The organism is Blastococcus sp. SYSU DS0616, from assembly GCF_054051015.1.
The window spans coordinates 1-20999 of the sequence record NZ_JBJHAJ010000044.1; the positions used below are offsets into that span (position 1 = coordinate 1).

Sequence of the window (20999 nt, forward strand, 5' to 3'; positions counted from 1 at the left end):
TGGGCCGGTACAACGCCTTCGCCGGGGGTTACGGCGGTGGCTCGATCCACTGGTCGCCGAGCACCGGTGCGCACGAGACGTACGGGGAGATCCGGGACCGCTGGGAGGAGCTGGGCTGGGAGCAGGGCGTGCTGGGCTACCCGATCACCGGGGAGCTCGGGACCGCGGACGGTGAGGGCCGGTACAACCACTTCGCCGGGGGCTACGGCGGCGGCTCGATCTACTGGTCGCCGAGCACGGGGGCGCATGAGGTGTACGGGGAGATCCGGGACCGCTGGGAGCGCTCGGGCTGGGAGATGGGGCCGCTGGGCTACCCGGTCAGCGGGGAGTACGACGTGCCCGGCGGTCGGCGCAGCGACTTCCAGAACGGCCACATCACCTGGGACCGCGCCACCAACACGACGGAGCTGGTGGTCACGGACTGACGGCGCGCCACCCGCGCCCTGGGCCCGCGGCTGCGGCGTCCCTGTTCCCGCAGTCCGCGGGATCCGGGACTCCCGCAGTCCGCGGGATCCGGGACGGCCGGCGGCACGATGGCACCGCGCCGCGACGGGCGACCACCGCACCGGTCGGCTCCGCACGGGACCGGGGGCGCAGCCGCTCGGTGGTGTCTGCCGGCCCAGGCACGTGCCGGCAGACGGTGTGGTGCTCAAGCAGTGCGTTCACCCGGTCGATGGAGGTCACGTCAGGTCGTCACCGAACGTGAGCGGAGCAACCAGCGTGTCCATCCCCAGTGCCGGCGTCACCCGGGTTCTCGTCCTCGCCGACGCACCCGTCCTGCGCCGAGGTCTCGTCGGCATGATCGACGAGACCGCCGGCATGCAGGTCGTCGGTGCGCCGGGGGAGCCCCGCCGCGCCCTGGTGCTGGCCGAGTCCGCCCGCCCGGACGCGGTGGTCGTGGAGCTCGGTTCCGGGCGCAGCGCCACGCTGACCGCCTGCCGCGACCTGCGCCGCCGCTTCCCGCGGACGGCGATCGTCGCCGTGGCGACGTCCGAGGACCCGGCCGTGGTCAACGAGGCACTGGCCGCCGGCATCCGCGGCTACCTGCTGATGAACACCTCCGCCACGCTGCTCGGCTGGGCCGTGCTGGCCGCCCGCGCCGGTCGCACCGTCGTCGACCCGCAGATCCGTCGGGTGGAGCCGGGCGCGGCCGCCCCGGTCGCCCGCGAGCTCACCCCCGCGGTGCCGCTGACCCGCCGGGAGTCCGACGTCCTCGACGAGCTCGTCCTGGGCCAGTCCAACCGCACGATCGGCGAGAACCTGTTCATCTCCGAGGACACGGTGAAGTCGCACGTGAAGGCGATCCTGCGCAAGCTCGGCGCCCGCGACCGGGCGCACGCCGTCTCGCTGGTGCTCTCCGCCCGCAACGGCTGCACCTGCGGGGCGCACGATCTGACCGCCGCTCCCGTCGAGATCTGACCCGGGGGCCACGAGGGCGGGGCGGCGGGCGGCCGGAGTCGGCGTTGGGTCCCCCGGTGCGTTCTCCGGCGACCGAGGAACGGGTCGCGGCCGTGGCGCTGCCGCAGGCCGTCGCCGGCTGAGCCGGAGCGGCTCAGCGGAACCGGCCGGGCGGCCGCTCGCGGGGTTACCGTGCTGGGCATGGTCGGCGTCCTGGCGGCTGCACTGCTGCTCCTGCTGCTGGCCGGGATCGTCGTCTGGATCGTCTCGACGCCTCAGCCGTGGCCGGCCGCCGGCCGGCTGCTGCCCGGGCGCGAACGGGAGTGGCGGGCGCGGGCGGTCGCCGCAGCGCACTGGCACGCCGCCCACGACGAGGTGGACGGGATGACGCGGGTGCTGCTGCGCCGCAGCTGTCCGGGTCCCGACGGACACCCGGAGGTGCTCGAGGAGCGGGTGTTCGACAGCTTCCCGGCGGACGACCCGATGTGGGAGGCACGCTTCACCGAGGCGATGGCCGGCGCCCGCTTCCGCTGCTCCTACCTCAACACCGAGGAGGGGCAGGCGTAGCCGGTCGGCCGGCGGGCAGGATGGGTGCATGGGTCAGGTCGTCGCCACCACCGAACGTGTCCTGCGCGCACCGGCGGACGTCGTCCGCGCCGCGCTCGCCGACTACGCCGTCACCCGTCCCGCGGTGCTCCCCGAGCAGTACAGCGAGTACCGCGTGGACGCCGGCGGCCAGGGCGCCGGCACGAAGGTCCACTGGCGCCTGCAGGCCACCTCCAAGCGGGTGCGCGAGCAGGACGTCGTCGTCACCGAGACCTCCGACGGGGCGCTCGTGGAGACCGACACCAACTCCAGCATGGTGACCACCTGGACCGTCTCCGCCGCCGACGCGGGGGTCAGCACGGTCCGGGCCCGCACCACGTGGACCGGTGCCACCGGCATCGGCGGGTTCTTCGAGCGCACCTTCGCCCCCAAGGGCCTGGCCCGCATCCAGGACGCGATGCTGGCCCGGCTCGAGGAAGCGGTCGCCGCCGGCTGAGCCCCGAACCGCCGTCCGTCAGGACGACGCGTGGTCACCGCCGGGCCATCGGTAACCGGCCGCCCCGATCCGGCGGGCCAGCTGGTCCCGCAGCTGGGCGTGCTCCGCGGTCAGCGCGGCGAGCTGGGCCGGGTCGACCCCCAGCCCGGCCCGGCCGATCCCCGCGGCGTCCAGCGGCGGCGCCGTCCGGGTGCGCTCGCTCCCGGTCGCGGGGGCGTGGTCGACGTACTGCTGCACGGAGGAGACGACCGACCGGCGCAGCCCGGCGGGGAGCCGGCCGGCCGGGTCGGCCGCCGACGACAGCACCAGGGTCGCGTCCAGGAGCACCGCGACGGCGGGGGCGGTGCCGAGCTCGGGCGTCCGCGGCCGGTAGGCGTGCAGCAGCGGGTACGCCCGGTGCTGCTGCCCCAGCGTCGCCAAGGTCGCGGACAGCGACGACAAGGGCACCACCGCCGGGAGCGCCGTCCCCGCCGCGACCAGGCCCGTGGCCATCTCCGTGCCGGTGTTCCCGAACCCGGTGATCTGCGAGGCGAAGCTCCGCTTGCCGACCACGGCGGAGATCACCGAGGTCAGGTAGGAGACGCCCAGCGTGATGAGCAGCATCCCGCTGAGCGCGGCGGCCATGGTGGCCAGCTGGAAGCCGGCCCCGGCGGGCTGGTAGCCGCCGTTGCCCAGGGTGGCGACGTTGTAGCCGGCGAAGTAGAACCGTTCCCAGACCGACGCCGGCGCCCCGCTCGACGCGCCGACGACCGCGTCCTCGTCACCGAGGAAGACCAGCGACCAGCCGAGCCAGAGCAGGCTGAACCAGGCGCCGAGGGTCGCTGCGACGAGGACGACGCCGGGGCCGCCCACGAAGCGCACCGGAGCCGCCTCCGCCACCGCCGGTCGCCGGGCCAGCCGCCACACCGCGTCGGTGATCAGCCGGGTGAGCGGGCCCGGGCCACTGGCCACCGCCAGCGTCGTCCGCGCCTCGTCGACGACCGCGAACGCGACGATCGCCAGGCCGATGACGTCCCACCACCAGCCGGTCACGCGGTGCTCCGGCGACGTGCGGGCTCGCGGCGGTCGGTGGTCCGGGGGGTCGGCGTGAGGACGACGGTCGGCCTCCTCGATCGGGCCGGCGGCGCATCCGCCGCGCGGCAGGGACGATGGCGGGGTGACCGTAGCGACCTCCACCGTCGAGGGCCTCCCCGAGCTCGTCGGCCTGCTCGGCGGCGGCGGGACCGTCGTCCTCTCCGGCGCCGGGTTGTCCACCGACTCCGGCATCCCCGACTACCGGGGTGCCACCGGGTCGCTGCGCCGGCACACCCCGATGACGTACCAGACGTTCACCCGCGACCCCCGCGGACGGCACCGCTACTGGGCGCGCAGCTTCGTCGGCTGGCGGCAGATCGCCGGGGCGCGGCCCAATGCCGGGCACCGGGCCGTCGCCGCGCTGCAGCGGGCCGGTGCGGTGGCCGAGGTGATCACCCAGAACGTCGACGGGCTGCACCAGGCCGGCGGGGCGCGCGACGTCCTGGAGCTGCACGGTGGGCTGGACCGCACCGTCTGCCTGGCCTGCGGGGACGTCGCCTCGCGCGCCGACCTCGACGTGCGGCTGCGGGCGGCCAATCCCGGGTTCCGCCCCGAGCCGGTCGACGAGGTCAACCCCGACGGCGACGCGGAGCTGCCCGACGAGGCGCTCGACGGGTTCGTGATGGTCGGCTGCCTGGCGTGCGGGGGCGGCCCGCTCAAGCCCGACGTCGTGTTCTTCGGCGAGACGGTGCCGCGGGACCGGGTCGATGCCTGCTTCGCGCTGGTCGACGACGCGCGGGCGCTGCTGGTGCTCGGCTCGTCGTTGACCGTGATGAGCGGCTACCGGTTCGTCATCCACGCCGCCAAGCGGGGGATCCCCGTCGCCATCGTGAACTCCGGGCCCACCCGGGGCGATGCGAAGGCGACGCTCAAGGTCGACGCTCCGCTGGGCGTGGTCCTGCCCGAGCTGGCCGGCCGGCTGGGATGAGCCGGTCGGCGGCGCTGCGGCCGCTCGGCGGTTGAGGAAGGACCTCCCTGCCCCCACTGCTCGCAGGCTCGCAGCGGGCCCCTGCAGGAGGCCGACCAGGACCGAAGATTCACCACCTGCTCGCAGGGGCAGGAACCGCCGCGATGCAGACCTTCGTGCCGGTGGCCGACTTCGAGGAGAGCGCGCGGCTGCTCGACTCGCCGCGGCTGGGCAAGCAGCGCGTGGAGACGCTGCAGATCCTGCGCGCCCTTGAGCTGCCCGACTACGGCTGGGCCAGCCACCCCGTCGTCGCGATGTGGCGCGGCCGGACACCGGCGCTGGTCGCCTACGGCCTGGCCATGGTCCGGGTCTGGCGCGAGCGCGGCTTCGCCGACACCACCGAGACGCTGATCGGTGAGTTCGCGCCCGACGTCGTCGGCGTGCCGCAGGCGGAGCTGGCGGCGGCCGGGCTCCTGCCCTCCTGGGTGGGCGACGAGGAGCTGCACCGCTCGCACCGGTCGAACCTGATCGCCAAGGACCCGGAGTTCTACCGGGCCCGCTTCACCGAGCTCTTCGGCCCCGAGCCCGACGACCTGCCCTACGTATGGCCGGGGCCGGACGACGTGCCCCCGACGCCGGAGCCCGACGGGGTGCGGGTGTGGGTGGTCCGGCCGCGCGCGCACAACGAGCTGGGCGCCTGCCTGGCGGCGGGCGTCGTCGGGCTCGGCGTCCAGTCGGGCATCGACGTCGACGCCACCGGGCTGGATCCCACCGAGCTGCGGGCGCTGTCCAAGGAGATCTCGGGTCGCCGCCCGGCCAAGGACCTGCGCCAGTTGTCGGCCTTCCTCGACGAGATGAGGCCCGGTGATCCGGTCGCGCTGCCGATCGAGCACGGCGCCGGGCTGCTCCTCGGCGAGGTGGTGGGGGAGTACCTGTTCCAGGGCCGGGAGCTGCTGCCGCACCGCCGCCCGGCCCGCTTCGACCGGGTGGTGCCGCGGGCGGCGGCCCGGCCGCCCGCGACCCTCCAGGACCCGCGTGCGCTCTTCCAGGTCGTGCTCGACCCGGCGGTGCTGGCCTAGGCGGGCAGTGGCACGTTCTGCAGCCGCACCTGCCCGCGGGCGACCAGCGCGCCGTCCTCCCGGGTGAGGGCGACCTGCCACAGCTGCTGGGTGCGCCCCTGCTGCACCGGCTCCGCGACGACGTCGACCCGGCCGCCGGTCATCGAGCGGAGGAAGTCGGTGTTGTTGTTGACGCCGACGGCGAACTGCCCGCGGTCCCGCACCGCGAGGCTGGCCCCGATGCTGGCCGCCGACTCGACGACCGAGCAGTACAGCCCGCCGTGCACGACGCCCCACGGCGTGTGCTGGTCGGGCCCGAGATCGACGTGCCCGGTCACCCGCGTGCCGGTGGCCTCGGCGACGTCGAACCTCATCGCCGAGACGAATGCGCCGGCTGCCGCCGTCGGGTCCACCGGGGGACCGCTCACGCGTCCCACACCAGGCAGAAGGGGTGGCCGACCGGGTCGGCGTAGACCCGGAAGTCGCCCCCGCCGCCGGGCAGCTTCCGGGCGCCCAGGGCCAGCACCTTCGGCTCGGCCTCCTCGATGTCGGCGACCCGCACGTCGAGGTGGAACTGCTGCGGGCGCTCGGGGTCCGGCCAGTCCGGCGGCCGCAGGTCCGGCGCCTGCTGGAAGGCCAGCCGGTACCCGGCGCCGGTGACGACGACCCAGTCGTCCCCGGGCCCGCCCCGGCTGATCTGCATGCCGAGGAGGTCGGCGTAGAAGCCGGCCAGGGCGTGTGCGTCGGGCGCGTCGATCACGACGGAGTGCAGTTGACCGATCATGGCGCCATCCTGGCGCGCGCCCGGGCAGGCCGACAGCCGGGTACCGGCCACGCGTCGCCGGGATCCCGCCACGGGACCCGGCTGCGGCGCGCCGACGCCGTGCCGCAGGATCGGGGCATGCTTGACCCCGCTGCCCCTGTCCTCGGCTCGCTGCGCTGGCTGCCGGCCGCCGGGCGCCCCGGCCTCCTGGCCCCGCCGGTCGCCGCCGCGCTGCCCGCCCTGGCCGGGCCGGCCTGGGTCGCGGAGATCGCCGAGGACCTCGCCGACACCGCCGCCTTCACCGAGGCCTACCGGGTGCCGCTCGCCGCCTCGGCCAACTGCGTCGTCGTCGCCGCCCGCCGCGCCGGGGAGACGACGCTGGCCGCCTGCCTGGTCCTCGCCACCACCCGCGCCGACGTCAACGGGCTGGTGCGACGCCACCTCGGCGCCCGCAAGGCGTCGTTCGCGCCGCAGGACGTCGCGGTGGCCGAGAGCGGCATGGCCTACGGGGGCATCACCCCGGTCGGGCTGCCCGCCACCTGGCCGGTCCTCGTCGACGCGGCGGTGGCGGCGGCCGAGCTCGTGGTCGTCGGCTCGGGCACCCGCGGCGCCAAGCTCGCGGTGCCGGGTGCGGTGCTCGCCGCGCTCCCCGCCGCCGAGGTGCTCGAGGGGCTCGGCCAGCCGCTCCCCGCCGAGGCACCGGCCCGGCCGCCCGCGCGACCGCTGCGGCTGGACCGGGCGGCGGACGACAGCGACGTGGGCTGGGGGGAGCGCCCGGCCGACGGCGCCGAGGCCGATCGGCGCTACCTCGAGGACCGGCCGCCGCACTGGGGCAGCGACTGATCAAGGACCCTCCTGCTCCCCGCCACTCGCTGGCTCGCGGCGGGACCTTGCAGAAGGGCCGTTCCAGCCGGTCCCCACCTGCTGCGCGCGGAGCAGGTCCCGGATCTCGACCAGCAGTTCCAGCTCCGTCGGTCCGACGGGGCCGGGCTCCTCGCCGCGCGCCCGGCGGGCGAACAGCCGGTGCACCGGCAGGATGACCAGGAAGTAGACGATCGCGGCCGTCAGCACGAACGTGATCACCGTGCTGAGGAAGGCGCCCCAGGTGAACCGCTGACCGTCGAGCACCAGCACGCCCCCGAACTCGCCCCCGCCGCCCAGCAGGTCGATGAGCGGCCGGAGGAACGAGTCGGCGAACGAGGTCACCACCGCGGTGAACGCCGAGCCGATGACCACGGCCACGGCCAGGTCGACGACGTTGCCGCGGAACAGGAAGTCCTTGAAACCGTTGAGCACCCGATCATCCAGCCACACCCGGCCGGCGATCTCAGGTCGGGGGCGGCAGGCTGACGGTGAGCGTTGCGGTGGCCGCGGCGGCCGCGATCCGGGCCGCGGTGGCCTCGTCGACGGCGAGGACGAGCAACCCGGCGCCCGGCTCATCGGCGTCCCCGGTCGGGGCGGCGAGGACCAGCGCCCCAGCCGCCACCCGCTCGGCCGGCCCCGGGCCCGCTCCGGTGGCCAGCACGTCCACCCGGTCGCCGGCCCGCAGCAGCGCCGCGACCGCCAGGTCGGCCAGGCGCACCGGAGCCGCCACCTGGCCGGGGGGCAGCAGGGCCGTCAGCCCGGCGCCGACCAGCCGGGCGTCGGTGAGCGGCTCCCCCCGGCGGACGTGCCCGGCGAGCACGCGCCACACCAGGGGATCCGCGACGCCCACCGCGCCGTCGGGCACCGCACCGCGCGGCAGCCGGACGAGGGCCAGGTGTTCGTGGGTCAGGCTGGTGCCGGCCGGCAGGTCGGTGGCCGCCACCACGACGGGGGCCGTGCGCGGCTGCTCCCCGTCGGCCGGGGTGGGCGCCGGGCGCAGCGCGAGGGCCAGCGCGAGCGCGGCGAGCAGCGCGGCGGCCAGCCGGCGGGCCGTCAGCAGCGGGAACCGGGGTCGGCGCAGGCGCAGCATGCGCCGACCCTGCCCGAGCCGGCGGCGGCCCTGCAGCCGGCCGGCGGGAGCTGTGGACCGCGGGCGGCGCTGTGGAGGGCCCCGGACCGCCGACCTCAGGTGGTGGCGGCCTTGGCCCCGCTGCCGGACGTCGACGGCGTCGTCGACGAGGTGGAGGCCGAGCTCGACGAGCTCTCCTTGGCCGGGGTCGACGACGAGGTGTCCGTCGAGGCCCCGTTGCTGCCCGTGCTCTCCGACGACTTGCCGTTCGACCGGCTGTCGGTGCGGTAGAAGCCCGAGCCCTTGAAGACGACGCCGACCGAGCCGTAGACCTTGCGCACCGCGGCGCCGCACTCGGGGCACTCGCTCACCGGGGCGTCGGTGAAGGACTGCACCACCTCGAACTCGTGCTTGCCCTCGGCGTTGGTGCAGGCGTACTGGTACGTGGGCACGTCGTGGCTCTCCCTGGTCGAGCGGAGGTAGGGGTCCGGGCTGGCACTCCCGCCCGGAGACTGCCAATGATGCGCCATGCGGGGACCCGCCGTCCACGTCCACGGGGGCGGGTGGGACGCGCGTCGCCCGGACGGGGGCGTCACCGCCTCGCGCGCGGAGGCGGTGACGCGCGGGCCGGCGCCCGCCAGGATCGCCGGGTGCACACATCCGACCGGTCGCTCCCGACCCCCGCCGCGGTCCTGCTCGTGCTCGGCGCAGCGACGTGGGTGCCGTCCCGCTACGGCGTGATGACCACCTGGGACGGTGCATGGCTGGGTCTGCACTACGTCGGCTGGAACCGGGTGGCGCTGCTCCCGCTCGCGCTGCTCGCCGCGGGCGCGATCGCGGCTGCGCGAGCGGCCGCCGCACGTGCCGCCGAGGTCGGCTGGTCCGTCGTCGCCACCGGCTTCGTCCTCTCCTGGCTCGGCGTCGGCGTGGAGTTCGTGCTGGGCGGCGGTCTGCGCGGCGGGCTCTCCTGGGCGGCGGTCGGCGTGCTGGGCCGGTCGCGGTCCAGAAGCGTGCCGCTGCCCGCGGCCGCGTGAACAGGCTGCCTACCGCGCGGCGAGCCGCAGCCGGACGGCGCGGTAGGCGATGCCGACGGCGAACACGAGGACGCCGCCGACCACCGCCTGCGCGGGCAGTGCGGCGACCAGCACCAGGCAGCCGACCGCACCGAGCACCTGCAGCGGCCGGGGGAACCGGCGGTGCGCGCGGTCCTGGGTGAAGGCCGCGGTGTTGGCCACGAAGTAGTAGAGCAGCACGCCGAAGGAGGAGAAGCCGATCGCGCCGCGCAGGTCGACGGTGAGCACGAGCAGGCAGACCAGCGCGGCGAGGGTGAGCTCGGCGTGGTGCGGCACGGAGAAGCGCGGGTGCACCGCGGCCAGGTACCGGGGCAGGTCGCCCTGGCGGGCCATCGCCAGGCCGGTGCGCCCGATGCCGGCGACCAGCGCCAGCAGCGCGCCCAGCGCGGCCGCTGCCGCGCCGACGCGGACCACCGGCTCCGCCCACGCCCACCCGCCGGCGTCCACCGCCGCGGCCAGCGGTGCCGAGGTGGCGGCGACGCCGTCCGGGCCCAGCGTGGCGAGCAGGGTCACGGCGACCACCGCGTAGACCGCGACGGCGATGCCCAGCGCCAGGGGGATCGCCCGGGGGATCGTCCGTCCGGGGTCGCGCACCTCCTCGCCCATGGTGGCGATCCGCGCGTAGCCGGCGAAGGCGAAGAACAGCAGGCCGGCCGACTGCAGGATCCCGTGCAGCCCGCCGTCGGTGAACGTCCACGCCACCGGCCCGCCGGCGGCCGTCGCACCGCCCAGCAAGCTTGCGGCGACCGCGACGGCCAGCGCGGTGAGCACGACGGCCACGATGATCCGGGTCAGCCCGGCGGTGCGGGTCACGCCCCGGTAGTTGACGGCGGTCAGGCCCAGCACCGCGGCCACGGCCACCGGCCGCTCCCAGCCCGCCGGTGCGGCGTACGCGGCGAACGTGAGCGCCATGGCCGCGCAGCTGGCGGTCTTGCCGACGACGAACCCCCACCCGGCCAGGAACCCCCACCACTCGCCGAGCCGCTCCCGGCCGTAGACGTAGGTGCCGCCGGAGGTGGGGTACTGGGCGGCCAGCTGCGCCGACGCCGTCGCGTTGCAGTAGGCCACCACCGCGGCGACGGCGAGCCCGATCAGCAGGCCGGCCCCCGCTGCCTGTGCGGCGGGGGAGAAGGCGGCGAACACCCCGGCGCCGATCATCGAGCCGAGCCCGATGACGACCGCATCGCCGGTGCCCAGCCGGCGGGTCAAGGCGGGACCAGTGCTCACGGCGCTCCTCGGTGGTCCGGCGTCGACCGACGATAGCGGGCGGGTCAGTGGTGGGCGGCCGGCTCGTGGTGGCTGTGCGCTGCGGTCTCGAGCTGGAAGGTGGAGTGCTCGACGGCGACCGGGAAGTGCTCGGCCAGGCAGGCCTGGAGCTGGTCGAGGACCTGCGGCGCGTGGCCGTCGTGGAAGCAGCCGTCCTCGACGACGACGTGCGCCGAGAGCACGGGCAGCCCGCTGGTGATCTGCGAGGCGTGCAGGTCGTGCACCCCGAGCACGTGCGGCAGCGCGAGCAGGTGCGTGCGGACGGCGTCGAGGTCCAGGCCGGGCGGGCTGCTCTCCAGCAGCACCGACACCGTCTCGCGCAGCAGCGCCAGGGTGCGCGGGACGATCAGCGCCACGATGACCAGCGAGGCGACCGCGTCGGCGCGCTGCCAGCCGGTCAGCGCGACGACGACCGCCGCCACCAGGACGGCGACCGAGCCCAGCGCGTCGTTGACGACCTCCAGCAGCGCCGCCCGCATGTTGACGTTGCCGCTGCGCCCGCCGCGGGCGAGCACCACGATCCCGGCCACGTTGGCGGCCAGCCCGATCCCGCCGAAGACCAGCACGGCGGTGGGGGTGATCTCCGGTGGGTCGGCCAGCCGACCGACCGCCTCGACCGCGATGTACCCGCCCACCGCCAGCAGCACGGCGGCCTGCAGGGTCGCGCCGAGCACCTCGGCCCGCCGGTAGCCCCAGGTGCGCTGGGACGTCGCCGGCCGGAGGGCGAGGGTGGCCGCGACCAGGGCGATCGCGAGGCCGGCGGCGTCGGTGGCGGCGTGCGCGGCGTCGGCGAGCAGGGCGAGCGAGCCCGAGACCAGTGCCCCGACCAGCTGGACGACGAGCACGCTCGCCGTCAGGGCCAGCACGACCACCAGGCGCCGGCGGTCGCCGGGGCCGCTGGCGTGGCCGCCGGCGTGGGCGTGGGCGTGCCCGCCGCTCACCGCGTGGTCCCCGGGCCCCCGCAGCAGCTGTCCACCTCGGCGTCCGGACCGGGGCGGGTGGGCGCGCAGCAGCCCTCGCCGCGCCACGCCTCGATGCCTTCGCGGAGGGCGACCGCCGCGATGACCAGGCCGGCGACCGGGTCGGCCCAGCTCCAGCCGAGCCAGGCGTTGAGCACCAGCCCGGCGAGGACGGCGGCGCTCAGGTAGGTGCACAGCAGCGTCTGCGTGGAGTCGGCGACGACGGCGCTGGACCCCAGGGCCCGGCCGGTGCGGCGCTGGGCCCAGGAGAGGAACGGCATGACGACCAGGGAGACGGCGGCCAGGCCGATGCCGACCGGCGAGGCGTCGGGGTCGCCGCCGACCAGCAGCGCGCGCACCGACTCGAACGTGACGTACGCGGCCAGGGCGAAGAACGAGCAGGCCATCAGCCGTAGCGCCAGCCGTTCCCGGGTCTCCGGGAGGTGGTGGCGGAACTGCCACAGGATGATCAGCCCGCTGGAGACCTCGACGACGGAGTCGAGCCCGAACCCGACGAGGGCGACCGAGCCGGCGACCAGCCCGGCGGTGATCGCGATGACGGCCTCGACGACGTTGTAGGTGACGGCGGCCCCCGCGAGCAGCTGGGCGCGACGGCCCAGCCGGGCGCGTTCGGCTGCGATGGGGGCGGGAGCGGTGGTCGCTGCGCTCACCGGGGTGCCACCTCGCCGTAGGTGGGGCAGAGGGTGACCGCGTCCCCCGTTGCGGCCAGCAACCGCTCCGTGGCGGCGAGCAGCTCGAGGACCTCCGGCGTCGCCGCCAGCGACCACAGCGACGCCCGCCCCTGCGGGCGGGAGGTGACCAGGCCGCAGTCCCGGAGGCAGGCCAGGTGCGCCGAGACGGTGGACTGGGCCAGCCCCAGGTGGCGGGTGAGCTCGACGACCTTGTGCTCCCCGAGGGCGAGGTGGCGCACGATGGCGAGCCGGCTGGGGTCGCCGAGGCTGCGGAACAGGCAGGCCGCAGCGGTGAGGGCCGCCGCCTCGTCGACCGGGGCCTCGGCGCGGGTGTTCCGGCCGTCGCCGGCCACGATCATCGTCATGCGGCGATGATAGCGCCATCGACCAGGCGTTCCGCCTCAGCCGGCCACGTACTCCGCGAGGTGCTGCCCCGTGAGGGTGGAGCGAGCGGCGACGAGGTCGGCCGGGGTGCCCTCGAAGACGACCAGGCCACCCTCGGACCCCGCGCCGGGACCGAGGTCGATGATCCAGTCGGCGTGCGCCATGACCGCCTGGTGGTGCTCGATGACGATGACGGTCGTCCCGGCGTCGACCAGCCGGTCGAGCAGGCCGAGGAGGTTCTCGACGTCGGCCAGGTGCAGGCCGGTCGTCGGCTCGTCGAGGACGTAGATCCCGCCCTTCTCCGCCATGCGGGTGGCCAGCTTGAGCCGCTGCCGCTCGCCGCCGGAGAGGGTGGTGAGCGGCTGACCGAGGGTGAGGTATCCCAGCCCGACGTCGGCGAGCCGGTCGAGGATCGCGTGCGCCGCGGGCGTGCGCGCCTCCCCACCGCGGAAGAACTCCTCGGCCTCGGCCACGCTCATCGCGAGGACCTCGGCGATGTTCCTGCCGCCCAGCGAGTACTCCAGCACCGCGGCCTGGAATCGCTTGCCCTCACACTCCTCGCAGGTGGACTCGACCGTGGCCATGACGCCGAGGTCGGTGTAGATGACCCCGGCGCCGTTGCAGGTCGGGCAGGCGCCCTCGGAGTTGGCGCTGAACAGGGCCGGCTTCACGCCGTTGGCCTTGGCGAACGCCTTGCGGATCGGCTCCAGCAGTCCGGTGTAGGTCGCCGGGTTGGACCGGCGCGACCCCCGGATCGCCGACTGGTCGACGACCACCACGCCGTCCCGGCCGGCCAGGTTGCCGTGGATCAGCGAGCTCTTGCCGGAGCCGGCCACGCCGGTGACGACGGTGAGCACGCCGATCGGGACGTCGACGTCGACACCGCGCAGGTTGTTCTGCCGGGCGCCGCGGATCTCCAGGGCGCCGGTCGACGTGCGCACCTCCGGCTTGAGGGACACCCGGTCGCCGAGGTGGCGGCCGGTGCGGGTGCCGCTGCGGCGCAGCTCCTCGACGGTGCCCTCGAAGACCACCTCGCCGCCCTCGGTGCCGGCGCCGGGGCCGAGGTCGACGACGTGGTCGGCGATCGCGATCGTCTCGGGCTTGTGCTCGACCACGAGCACGGTGTTGCCCTTGTCGCGCAGCCGCAGGAGCAGGTCGTTCATCCGCTGGATGTCGTGCGGGTGCAGCCCGATGGTCGGCTCGTCGAAGACGTAGGTGACGTCGGTCAGCGACGACCCGAGGTGGCGGATCATCTTGGTGCGCTGCGCCTCGCCGCCGGAGAGCGTGCCGGCCGGGCGGTCCAGGGACAGGTAGCCCAGCCCGATCTCGACGAAGGAGTCGAGGGTGTGCCGCAGCCCGGCCAGCAGGGGCCCGACGGTGGGCTCGTCGAGGTCGCGCAGCCAGCCGGCGAGGTCGCTGATCTGCATCCGGCAGAGGTCGGCGATGTTCTTGCCGCGGATCTTCGACGACAGGGCCTCGGCGCTCAGCCGCGTGCCGTCGCAGTCGGGGCAGGTCGTGAAGGTGACGGCCCGCTCGACGAAGCGCCGCACGTGCGGCTGCATGGCGTCGACGTCCTTGGCGAGCATCGACTTCTGGATCTTCGGGATGAGGCCCTCGTAGGTGAGGTTGACCCCGTCCACCTTGACCTTGGTGGGCTGCGCGTGGAGGAGGGTGTGCAGCTCCTTCTTCGAGAACTCGGCGATCGGCTTGTCCATGGGCAGGCCGGCGCCGCTGAAGACCCGGCCGTACCAGCCGTCCATGCTGTAGCCGGGAACGGTGAGCGCGCCGTCGGACAGCGACTTGCGGTCGTCGTAGAGCGCGGTCAGGTCGATGTCGGTGACCGAGCCCATGCCCTCGCAGCGCGGGCACATGCCGCCGAGCCGGGTGAAGGTGACCTTCTCGGCCTTCGTCCCGGCGCCGCGCTCGACGGTGATGGCCCCGCTGGCCGACACCGAGGGCATGTTGAACGAGTAGGCGTTCGGCGAGCCGAGGGAGGGCTCCCCGAGCCGGCTGAACAGGATGCGCAGCATCGCGTTGACGTCGGTGGCGGTGCCCACCGTCGAGCGCGGGTTGGCGCCCATCCGCTCCTGGTCGACGAGGATCGCCGTCGTCAGGCCCTCGAGGACGTCGACGTCGGGCCGCGCCAGCGACGGCATGAAGCCCTGCACGAATGCGCTGTAGGTCTCGTTGATCATCCGCTGCGACTCCGCGGCGATCGTCCCGAACACCAGCGAGCTCTTGCCCGACCCGGAGACGCCGGTGAACACGGTCAGCCGCCGCTTGGGGATCTCGACGGTGACGTCCCGGAGGTTGTTCTGCCGGGCCCCGACGACCCGGATCAGGTCGTGGCTGTCCGCGACGTGCGCGGTCGGCGACTCGGTCAGCGTGCTCATCGTGCCTCCATCCGTGCGGGCCCCCGCCGGCGTGGCGAGGGCCCGCTGTCTACCAGCGGCGTCCGACAGGGGTGACTGCCCGGGGCGGTGGTTCTCAGCGGAGCTCCTGGATGCGGACGGTGTTGCCGGCGGGGTCGCGGAAGGCGCAGTCGCGCACGCCGTAGGGCTGGTCGGTCGGCTCCTGCATCACCTCGGCGCCGGTGGCCTGGATCCGGTCGAAGGCGCCGTCGAGGTCCTTGGTGGCCAGGACGACCGACGCGTAGGTGCCCTTGGCCATCATCTCGGCGATGGCGCGCTTCTCGTCCTCGGTGATCCCGGGGTCGGCGGTCGGCGGGTGCAGGACGATCGACGTCGCCGATTCGTCGGCCGGGCCCACGGTGAGCCACCGCATGCCGTCGTAGCCGACGTCGTTGCGCAGCTCGAAGCCGAGGGCGTCACGGTAGAAGGCCAGCGAGGCCTCCGGGTCGTCGTGGGGGAGGAAGGTGTGGTGCACGGTGAGGTCCATGGCGGTCACGCTAGGGACGGCGCGGCTGCCTGCGCTTCTCGATTCCTGACCGGTCTGGTCACCTGCTTCGCGGTGCACGAGGGCATCCCCGCCGTCGCCGCTGCGGCCTCGCGCCGGTAGGTGCTCGGCGGCACCCCGACCAGCTCGGTGAAGCGGGTGCTGAAGGTGCCCAGCGACGAGCAGCCGACCGCGAAGCAGACCTCGGTGACGGTCAGGTCGCCGCGCCGGAGCAGCGCCATCGCCCGCTCGATGCGGCGCGTCATGAGGTAGGCGTAGGGGGACTCGCCGTAGGCGCGCTTGAACTCCCGGCTCAGGTGCCCGGCCGACATGTGCGCGCCGCGGGCGAGCGCCGCGACGTCCAGCGGCTGGGCGTACTCCCGGTCGATCCGGTCGCGCACGCGGCGCAGCCGCACGAGGTCGCGCAGGTGCGGGTCCGCGGCCGGTCCGCTGGTCACGCGCAGGATCGTGCCACGGAGCGCCGCCCGCGTCAGCGGTCCAGGCGCTCCCGGTACCGCGCGGCCCGCCGGGCCGCCGCCGCCCGCTTCCGCTCGCTCTCGGCCCGCTGGCTCGCGAGGCCGGCGCGGTCGCGGGCGGCGGTCGCGGTGCCGGCGGGGTAGCCGGCCTTCACCACCCGGTTCTCGGTGGTCTCGGGCATGTAGGCGAGCGAGAAGATCAGCCCCAGGAAGATCCCGCCGCCCGCGACCGCCAGTCGCAGCCCCAGCGGCGCGGGGAGGAAGGCCACGACGAGCGCGATGGGGACGGACAGCTGGACCAGGGTGCGGACCACGTGCCGCGCCCACCAGGTGCTCGTGGTGGTGTCGTGCAGAACCCAGCCCCGGTGCCGCTCGGGGAGCCCACCGCCGAGGGCGTACCAGAGCCACCGGTGCGGAGCCGGGCGGACCACGGGGTCCCTCCGCGCGGCGTCCGCCTCCCCGGGGACGTCGGTCCTGGCCTCGCCGTCGCTCACGGTGCCATCGTCCCAGCGCCGCCGACGGGGCGCTGGCCCCCGGCGCCGTCCTGGCTCACGTCCGCCCCGTCGGCCCCCTCCAGGGCACCGCCCCGAGCGTGCGAGGGGTGGGGAGGAGGGGTCCTCTTTCAGCGGCCGAGGTGGCGGTAGCGGTGCAGCCGCGTCCGGAAGCGCTCGGTGTCGTCGCGGCCGAGCAGCCCGGCCAGCTCCTCGCCCAGCACCCGGCCCAGCCGCAGGCAGAACTCGGTCGGCTCGTCCGCGGCGTCGGGTCGCTCGGGCACCACCCGGTCGACGATCCCCGCCCGCCACAGGTCCGTGGCGCGCACGCCCTGGGCCGCGGCCATCTCGTCGGCCCGGTCCACGGTGCGGTGCACGATCGCCGACGCGCCCTCGGGCGGCAGCGGGCCGAGCCAGCCGTTGGCCGCTGCCAGCACCCGGTCGGCAGGCACCAGCGCGAGCGCCCCACCGCCGGTGCCCTGGCCGAGGAGCACGGCCAGGGTGGGTGCCTTCAGGACGACGAGGTCGTGCAGGCAGCGGGCGATCTCCCCGGCGAGCCCGCCCTCCTCGGCGTCGCGGGAGAGCGCGGCGCCGGGGGTGTCGATCAGCGTGACCAGCGGCAGCCGGAGCTGCTCGGCCAGGTGCATGCCGCGGCGGGCCTCCCGCAGCGCCGCCGGGCCCAGCGGCGCCGACATCGACTGCCCGCGCCGGTCCTGCCCCAGCACCACGCACGGGGCCCCGCCGAAGCGGGCCAGCGCCAGCAGCAGGCCGGGGTCCTTCTCGCCGGCGCCCGTGCCGGAGAGCCCGACGACGTCGGTGGCCGCGGTGCGCAGCAGCCGGCGGACACCGGGGCGGTCCTCGCGCCGGGATGCCGTCACGACGTCCCAGGCGGTGCGGTGGTCCTCGGGGTCGTCGGCGTCCGTCCCGTCCGCCGGCGTCGGGCGTTCGGCGTCCCGGACGTCGACGTGCCAGGTCTGCCGGGCCGAGAGCACGCGCAGCGCGCGGTCGGCGACCTCGGCGATCTGCTCGGGCGGGACGACGGCGTCGATCAGGCCGTGCTCGGCCAGGTTCTCGGCGGTCTGGACGTCGGCCGGGAACGGCTCGCCGTACAGCGCCTCGAACACCCGGGGGCCGAGGAAGCCGATCGAGGCGCCGGGCTCGGCGATCGTCACGTGGCCGAGCGACCCCCACGAGGCCAGCACCCCGCCGAAGGTGGGGTGGCGCAGGTAGACCAGGTAGGGCAGCCCCGCCTCCTTGTGCCGGGCGATGGCGGCGGTGATGCCGATCATCTGCAGGAAGGCGACCGTGCCCTCCTGCATGCGGGTGCCCCCGGAGACCGGCGCCGCCAGCAGCGGCAGCCCCTCCTCGGTCGCCCGCTCCACCGCCGCGATCAGCCGCTCGGCGGCGGCGACCCCGATCGACCCGGCCAGGAACCCGAACTCCCCGGCGACGACGGCGACGCGGCGGCCGCGCAGCCGTCCCTCCCCGGTGATGACCGACTCGTCCTGCCGGCTCTTCTCGGCGGCCCGGGCGAGCTCCGCGGCGTAGCCCTCGGCGACGTCGCGGGGCGGGATGGGGGAGTCCCACGACTGCCACGACCCGGGGTCGAGCACCAGGTCGCGCAGGGTCCGGGCGTCCGGGCGGGCCGCCCCGCCGGTCACGCCACCGGACCGTTCAGCCAGGCGCGGATCGCGTCGCCGTCGGCGCCCAGCACCGGGGGAGCGGTGTGGTCGCGCCGCGTGGTCTCGGTCTCGCCGTCCGGTCCGGCCGAGAAGAAGCGCAGCGGCGGCCCGGGCAGCCGGAGGTCGCCCAGCGTGGCGTGCTCGACGTCGACCACCAGACCCTGCGAGAGGGTCTGGTCCCAGCCGTAGACCTCGTCGATCGTGCGCACCTTGCCGGCGGGGATCCCGGCCGCGGCCAGCCGGGCGAGCAGGTCCTCGGGGGAGATGGCGGCGAAGGCCTCCTCCAGCAGCGCGATCACCTGGTCGCGGCGCTGCACCCGCTCGCCGTTGGTGGCCAGGCCCGGGGCCTCGGCGTCCAGGCCGAACTCGGTGCACAGCTTGCGCCACAGCGACTCGCTGCCGCAGGAGAGCTGCACGCTGCCCCCGGCGCAGCGGAACAGGCCGTAGGGCGCGATGGAGGGGTGGTGGTTGCCCTGCGCGCGCCCGACCTGCCCGGCCACCGTCCACGCCGTCCCCTGGAAGGCGTGCACGCCGACGATCGCGGCCAGCAGCGACGTGCGCACCACCTGACCGCGCCCCGTCCGCCCCCGCTCGATCAGCGCGGCGAGGACGCCGTAGGCGCCGTACATGCCGGCCAGCAGGTCGCCGATCGGGACGCCGACCCGCTGCGGCTCGTCGGGCCCGGGGCCGGTGAGCGACATCAGCCCGGCCTCGCCCTGGGCGATCTGGTCGTAGCCCGCCCGGCCGCCCTCCGGGCCGTCGTGGCCGAACCCGCTGATCGCCAGCGTCACCAGCCTCGGGTTGAGCTCGGCCAGCACGTCGGTACCGAAGCCCAGCCGCGCCAGCGTGCCCGGGCGGAAGTTCTCCAGCAGCACGTCGGCGCGCTGGAGCAGCCCGGTCAGCACCGTCTTGTCCGCCTCGTCCTTGAGGTCGAGGGTGATCGACTCCTTGTTGCGGTTGGCCGCCAGGAAGTAGGTCGACTCGCGCTCGCCGGAGTCGGGCTCCACGAACGGCGGCCCCCAGCCACGGGTGTCGTCCCCCGTGCCCGGGGTCTCCACCTTGATGACGCGGGCACCGAGGTCGCCCAGCATCATCGCGGCGTGCGGCCCGGCGAGGGCTCGGGTCAGGTCGACGACGAGGACGCCGTCCAGCGGTCCGGGCATGGTGTGCTCCCTCGCTCGGGGGCGCGGCCGCGGCGGCCGCGTCCCAGAAGTGTCTCAGCGCTGAGGTATTTATGGCAAAGGTCCTGCGCAGGGGGTCACAGCCAGCCGGGGACGACGAACACCAGCCACGACAGCAGCGGTCCGACGGCCACGACGATGGCCGCGTAGGCCAGGATCTGCTTGTAGAAGCGGTCGCGGTCGACGTCCTGGGCGTTGGCCAGCACCAGCGCGCCGTTCGTCGAGAACGGGCTCACGTCGACGATCGTCGAGGCCACGGACAGGGCGACCACGACACCGATGGCGCTGATGTCACCGGCCTCCAGGAACGGCACGGCGAGCAGGATGGCGACGCCGATGATCGCCGTCGACGAGGCGAACGCCGACACCACGCCGCCGATGTACGCCAGCAGCAGGGCGATCAGCAGCGGTACGCCGAGCCCGATGACCGCGTCGCCGACGTAGTCGATGGTGCCGGCCTCCTCCAGCACGAACACGAAGGTCAGCACACCGGCGATCAGCAGGATGGTCGACCAGCTGATCTGGGTCACCGCGCCCTTGTGCTGCTGCGCGGAGAACAGCGCCAGGACGACGGCGACCGTGATCGCGACGAAGCCGATGTCCAGGTCGAAGGCGAGCGCCAGGACGGCGACGACGACCAGCCCGATGAGCGTCAGGATCTGCTCGAAGCGGACGGGCGCCGGCCGGTCGGGGCGGATGTGCTCGTCGTCGTCCCCACCGACGGCGGGGCCGGGCGCCGCACCGTGGCCGCGGACCAGCGTGCCGTGCGCGTGCTCGGTGTGCGCGAGCGGCTCGGCGGCCACCTTCCGCCCGAGCAGCTGCCGGCCGCCAAGGACGAAGAACAGGGCCAGCGCGATGGCGATGTTGAAAAAGAGCGCACCGAGGAAGACCGCCACCGGGCTGTTGGGCAACCCCTCGTCGGCCACGATCCGGTTCACGGTGACGCCGTAGACGCTGATGGGGGAGAAGCCGCCGCCCTGGGCGCCGTGGATGACCATCATCCCCATCAGGAGCGGGCTGATGTCGTGCCGCGCGGCGAAGGTGAGCGCGATCGGCGCGATGATCGCCACCGCGGCCGGGGAGAGTGCCCCGATGGCGGTCAGCACCGCGGTCACGAAGAACATGACCCACGGGATGGCGGCGACGTGGCCGCCGACCATCCTCACCGCGCCGCGGACCAGCAGGTCCACGGTGCCGTTGTTCTGCGCGATCGCGAACAGGTACGTGACGCCGATCAGCGTCAGCACGAGCCCGGCCGGGAACCCGCTGATGATGTCGTCGGTGCTCAGCCCCACCGACAGCGTGCCGACGACGAACGCGGCGACGAACGCCAGCGCCCCCATGTTGATCGGCAGGAACGTCGCGATCGCGAAGATCACGACCAGCGCGAGGATGGTGACGATCTCGGTCGACACGGGCACTCCCACGGCGTCGGGGGCTGGGGTGCGCCCACTGTGTCAGTGACCCGCCGGTAGCGCCTGCCATCCGCCCGACGGCGTCACCACCGCCGTCACCCGCACGTCGTGCGGCTCCCTCGGCAACCGGTCGACGAGCTCGTCGTCGAAGACGACCGCGACCAGCACCGCCTCCGGCCGGGCGTGCCGCAGGGCGCGGTCGTAGTAGCCGCCGCCGCGGCCCAGCCGCGTCCCGTCCCGGGCCACCCCCCTCGCCCGGACGAACAACGCGGTGGGCGCCCCGCGCGCGGCCGGGCCCACAACTTGGACC

Annotated in this window: 26 protein-coding genes; 8 read left to right on the top strand and 18 right to left on the bottom strand. The window is 75.0% G+C overall.

Going from position 1 to position 20999, the window contains the following annotated elements; translation table 11 throughout:
• The 4 genes from ACI79K_RS20460 to ACI79K_RS20475 all read left to right on the top strand — a co-directional run.
• Positions 1-425 (top strand): LGFP repeat-containing protein (locus tag ACI79K_RS20460; protein WP_456600625.1); only part of this gene is annotated, 425 nt, incomplete at its 5' end.
• 295 nt (positions 426-720) lie between these two features.
• Positions 721-1419 (top strand): LuxR C-terminal-related transcriptional regulator, encoded by a 699-nt coding sequence (locus ACI79K_RS20465; RefSeq protein ID WP_456590899.1) that lies wholly within the window; start codon positions 721-723, stop codon positions 1417-1419.
• 180 nt (positions 1420-1599) lie between these two features.
• Positions 1600-1965 carry a hypothetical protein gene (locus ACI79K_RS20470; RefSeq protein WP_456590898.1) on the top strand — a complete coding sequence of 122 codons (366 nt, stop codon included), beginning with the start codon at positions 1600-1602 and terminating at the stop codon, positions 1963-1965.
• 28 nt (positions 1966-1993) lie between these two features.
• Positions 1994-2440, top strand: a complete 447-nt coding sequence (locus ACI79K_RS20475; protein ID WP_456590897.1) for an SRPBCC family protein — start codon at positions 1994-1996, stop codon at positions 2438-2440.
• 18 nt (positions 2441-2458) lie between these two features.
• On the opposite strand, the gene ACI79K_RS20480 is transcribed toward ACI79K_RS20475, so the two are convergent.
• Complete coding sequence (locus ACI79K_RS20480) at positions 2459-3472, bottom strand: ion channel (RefSeq protein ID WP_456590896.1); 1014 nt, start codon at positions 3470-3472, stop codon at positions 2459-2461.
• A 124-nt stretch (positions 3473-3596) separates the two neighbouring features.
• On the opposite strand from ACI79K_RS20480, the gene ACI79K_RS20485 reads away from it, so the two are divergent.
• Together ACI79K_RS20485 and ACI79K_RS20490 are read left to right on the top strand one after the other, a co-directional pair.
• Complete coding sequence (locus ACI79K_RS20485) at positions 3597-4442, top strand: NAD-dependent protein deacetylase (protein ID WP_456600626.1); 846 nt, start codon at positions 3597-3599, stop codon at positions 4440-4442.
• Between the two features lie 143 nt (positions 4443-4585).
• On the top strand, positions 4586-5500 hold the full coding sequence (locus ACI79K_RS20490) for an MSMEG_6728 family protein (RefSeq protein ID WP_456590894.1): 915 nt from the start codon (positions 4586-4588) through the stop codon (positions 5498-5500).
• Here the strand turns inward: ACI79K_RS20490 and ACI79K_RS20495 are convergent.
• Both ACI79K_RS20495 and ACI79K_RS20500 read right to left on the bottom strand, forming a co-directional pair.
• Entirely contained in the window at positions 5497-5907 is a 411-nt protein-coding gene (locus ACI79K_RS20495) for a PaaI family thioesterase (protein ID WP_456600627.1), read from the bottom strand. The two genes, ACI79K_RS20490 and ACI79K_RS20495, sit on opposite strands and share 4 nt — an antisense overlap.
• Positions 5904-6263: a VOC family protein gene (locus tag ACI79K_RS20500; protein WP_456600628.1), complete on the bottom strand. Its 360-nt coding sequence runs from the start codon at positions 6261-6263 to the stop codon at positions 5904-5906. Before ACI79K_RS20500 ends, ACI79K_RS20495 begins: the two co-directional genes overlap by 4 nt.
• 117 nt (positions 6264-6380) lie before the next feature.
• Between ACI79K_RS20500 and ACI79K_RS20505 the strand changes: the two genes are divergently transcribed.
• Complete coding sequence (locus ACI79K_RS20505; RefSeq protein WP_456600629.1) at positions 6381-7085, top strand: YbaK/EbsC family protein; 705 nt, start codon at positions 6381-6383, stop codon at positions 7083-7085.
• Here the strand turns inward: ACI79K_RS20505 and mscL are convergent, their stop codons facing one another.
• The 3 genes from mscL to ACI79K_RS20520 form a co-directional block, all read right to left on the bottom strand.
• Entirely contained in the window at positions 7086-7538 is a 453-nt protein-coding gene (mscL, locus tag ACI79K_RS20510; RefSeq protein ID WP_456600630.1) for a large conductance mechanosensitive channel protein MscL, read from the bottom strand.
• A gap of 31 nt (positions 7539-7569) precedes the next feature.
• Entirely contained in the window at positions 7570-8196 is a 627-nt protein-coding gene (cpaB, locus tag ACI79K_RS20515) for a Flp pilus assembly protein CpaB (RefSeq protein WP_456600631.1), read from the bottom strand.
• 95 nt (positions 8197-8291) lie between these two features.
• The gene (locus ACI79K_RS20520; RefSeq protein ID WP_456590888.1) at positions 8292-8627 is read right to left on the bottom strand and encodes an FmdB family zinc ribbon protein; all 336 of its coding nucleotides are present in this window, start codon (positions 8625-8627) and stop codon (positions 8292-8294) included.
• A gap of 198 nt (positions 8628-8825) precedes the next feature.
• Between ACI79K_RS20520 and ACI79K_RS20525 the strand changes: the two genes are divergently transcribed.
• Entirely contained in the window at positions 8826-9209 is a 384-nt protein-coding gene (locus tag ACI79K_RS20525) for a hypothetical protein (RefSeq protein ID WP_456590887.1), read from the top strand.
• A gap of 9 nt (positions 9210-9218) precedes the next feature.
• Here the strand turns inward: ACI79K_RS20525 and ACI79K_RS20530 are convergent, their stop codons facing one another.
• From ACI79K_RS20530 to ACI79K_RS20585, 12 genes are all read right to left on the bottom strand, one after another.
• Entirely contained in the window at positions 9219-10475 is a 1257-nt protein-coding gene (locus tag ACI79K_RS20530) for an APC family permease (RefSeq protein WP_456590886.1), read from the bottom strand.
• 44 nt (positions 10476-10519) lie between these two features.
• Positions 10520-11455 carry a cation diffusion facilitator family transporter gene (locus tag ACI79K_RS20535; protein ID WP_456600632.1) on the bottom strand — a complete coding sequence of 312 codons (936 nt, stop codon included), beginning with the start codon at positions 11453-11455 and terminating at the stop codon, positions 10520-10522.
• The gene (locus ACI79K_RS20540) at positions 11452-12144 is read right to left on the bottom strand and encodes a cation diffusion facilitator family transporter (protein ID WP_456590884.1); all 693 of its coding nucleotides are present in this window, start codon (positions 12142-12144) and stop codon (positions 11452-11454) included. The genes ACI79K_RS20535 and ACI79K_RS20540 overlap by 4 nt, the downstream gene beginning before the upstream one ends.
• Complete coding sequence (locus tag ACI79K_RS20545) at positions 12141-12524, bottom strand: ArsR/SmtB family transcription factor (protein WP_456595954.1); 384 nt, start codon at positions 12522-12524, stop codon at positions 12141-12143. The genes ACI79K_RS20540 and ACI79K_RS20545 overlap by 4 nt, the downstream gene beginning before the upstream one ends.
• Positions 12525-12566: 42 nt before the next feature.
• The gene (locus ACI79K_RS20550; protein ID WP_456600633.1) at positions 12567-14942 is read right to left on the bottom strand and encodes an ATP-binding cassette domain-containing protein; all 2376 of its coding nucleotides are present in this window, start codon (positions 14940-14942) and stop codon (positions 12567-12569) included.
• A 94-nt stretch (positions 14943-15036) separates the two neighbouring features.
• The gene (locus tag ACI79K_RS20555) at positions 15037-15447 is read right to left on the bottom strand and encodes a VOC family protein (RefSeq protein ID WP_456590882.1); all 411 of its coding nucleotides are present in this window, start codon (positions 15445-15447) and stop codon (positions 15037-15039) included.
• A gap of 5 nt (positions 15448-15452) precedes the next feature.
• Positions 15453-15902, bottom strand: a complete 450-nt coding sequence (locus ACI79K_RS20560) for a helix-turn-helix transcriptional regulator (RefSeq protein ID WP_456590881.1) — start codon at positions 15900-15902, stop codon at positions 15453-15455.
• Positions 15903-15934: 32 nt separating this feature from the next.
• Positions 15935-16414: a DUF5313 family protein gene (locus ACI79K_RS20565; RefSeq protein WP_456590880.1), complete on the bottom strand. Its 480-nt coding sequence runs from the start codon at positions 16412-16414 to the stop codon at positions 15935-15937.
• Between the two features lie 128 nt (positions 16415-16542).
• Positions 16543-18072 (bottom strand): carboxyl transferase domain-containing protein, encoded by a 1530-nt coding sequence (locus ACI79K_RS20570; RefSeq protein ID WP_456600634.1) that lies wholly within the window; start codon positions 18070-18072, stop codon positions 16543-16545.
• Positions 18069-19256: a CaiB/BaiF CoA transferase family protein gene (locus ACI79K_RS20575; RefSeq protein ID WP_456595932.1), complete on the bottom strand. Its 1188-nt coding sequence runs from the start codon at positions 19254-19256 to the stop codon at positions 18069-18071. The genes ACI79K_RS20570 and ACI79K_RS20575 overlap by 4 nt, the downstream gene beginning before the upstream one ends.
• 95 nt (positions 19257-19351) lie before the next feature.
• The gene (locus ACI79K_RS20580; RefSeq protein WP_456600635.1) at positions 19352-20689 is read right to left on the bottom strand and encodes an SLC13 family permease; all 1338 of its coding nucleotides are present in this window, start codon (positions 20687-20689) and stop codon (positions 19352-19354) included.
• 42 nt (positions 20690-20731) lie between these two features.
• A partial coding sequence (locus ACI79K_RS20585) for a 5-formyltetrahydrofolate cyclo-ligase (protein ID WP_456600636.1) occupies positions 20732-20999 on the bottom strand: 268 nt, incomplete at its 5' end.

Coding starts and splice junctions, on each gene's coding strand:
- ACI79K_RS20470 (WP_456590898.1), top strand. CDS start 1,600: ATGGTCGGCGTCCTGGCGGCTGCACTGCTGCTCCTGCTGCTGGCCGGG.
- ACI79K_RS20475 (WP_456590897.1), top strand. CDS start 1,994: ATGGGTCAGGTCGTCGCCACCACCGAACGTGTCCTGCGCGCACCGGCG.
- ACI79K_RS20490 (WP_456590894.1), top strand. CDS start 4,586: ATGCAGACCTTCGTGCCGGTGGCCGACTTCGAGGAGAGCGCGCGGCTG.
- ACI79K_RS20500 (WP_456600628.1), bottom strand. CDS start 6,263: ATGATCGGTCAACTGCACTCCGTCGTGATCGACGCGCCCGACGCACAC.
- ACI79K_RS20505 (WP_456600629.1), top strand. CDS start 6,381: ATGCTTGACCCCGCTGCCCCTGTCCTCGGCTCGCTGCGCTGGCTGCCG.
- cpaB (WP_456600631.1), bottom strand. CDS start 8,196: ATGCTGCGCCTGCGCCGACCCCGGTTCCCGCTGCTGACGGCCCGCCGG.
- ACI79K_RS20545 (WP_456595954.1), bottom strand. CDS start 12,524: ATGATCGTGGCCGGCGACGGCCGGAACACCCGCGCCGAGGCCCCGGTC.
- ACI79K_RS20550 (WP_456600633.1), bottom strand. CDS start 14,942: ATGAGCACGCTGACCGAGTCGCCGACCGCGCACGTCGCGGACAGCCAC.
- ACI79K_RS20555 (WP_456590882.1), bottom strand. CDS start 15,447: ATGGACCTCACCGTGCACCACACCTTCCTCCCCCACGACGACCCGGAG.
- ACI79K_RS20575 (WP_456595932.1), bottom strand. CDS start 19,256: ATGCCCGGACCGCTGGACGGCGTCCTCGTCGTCGACCTGACCCGAGCC.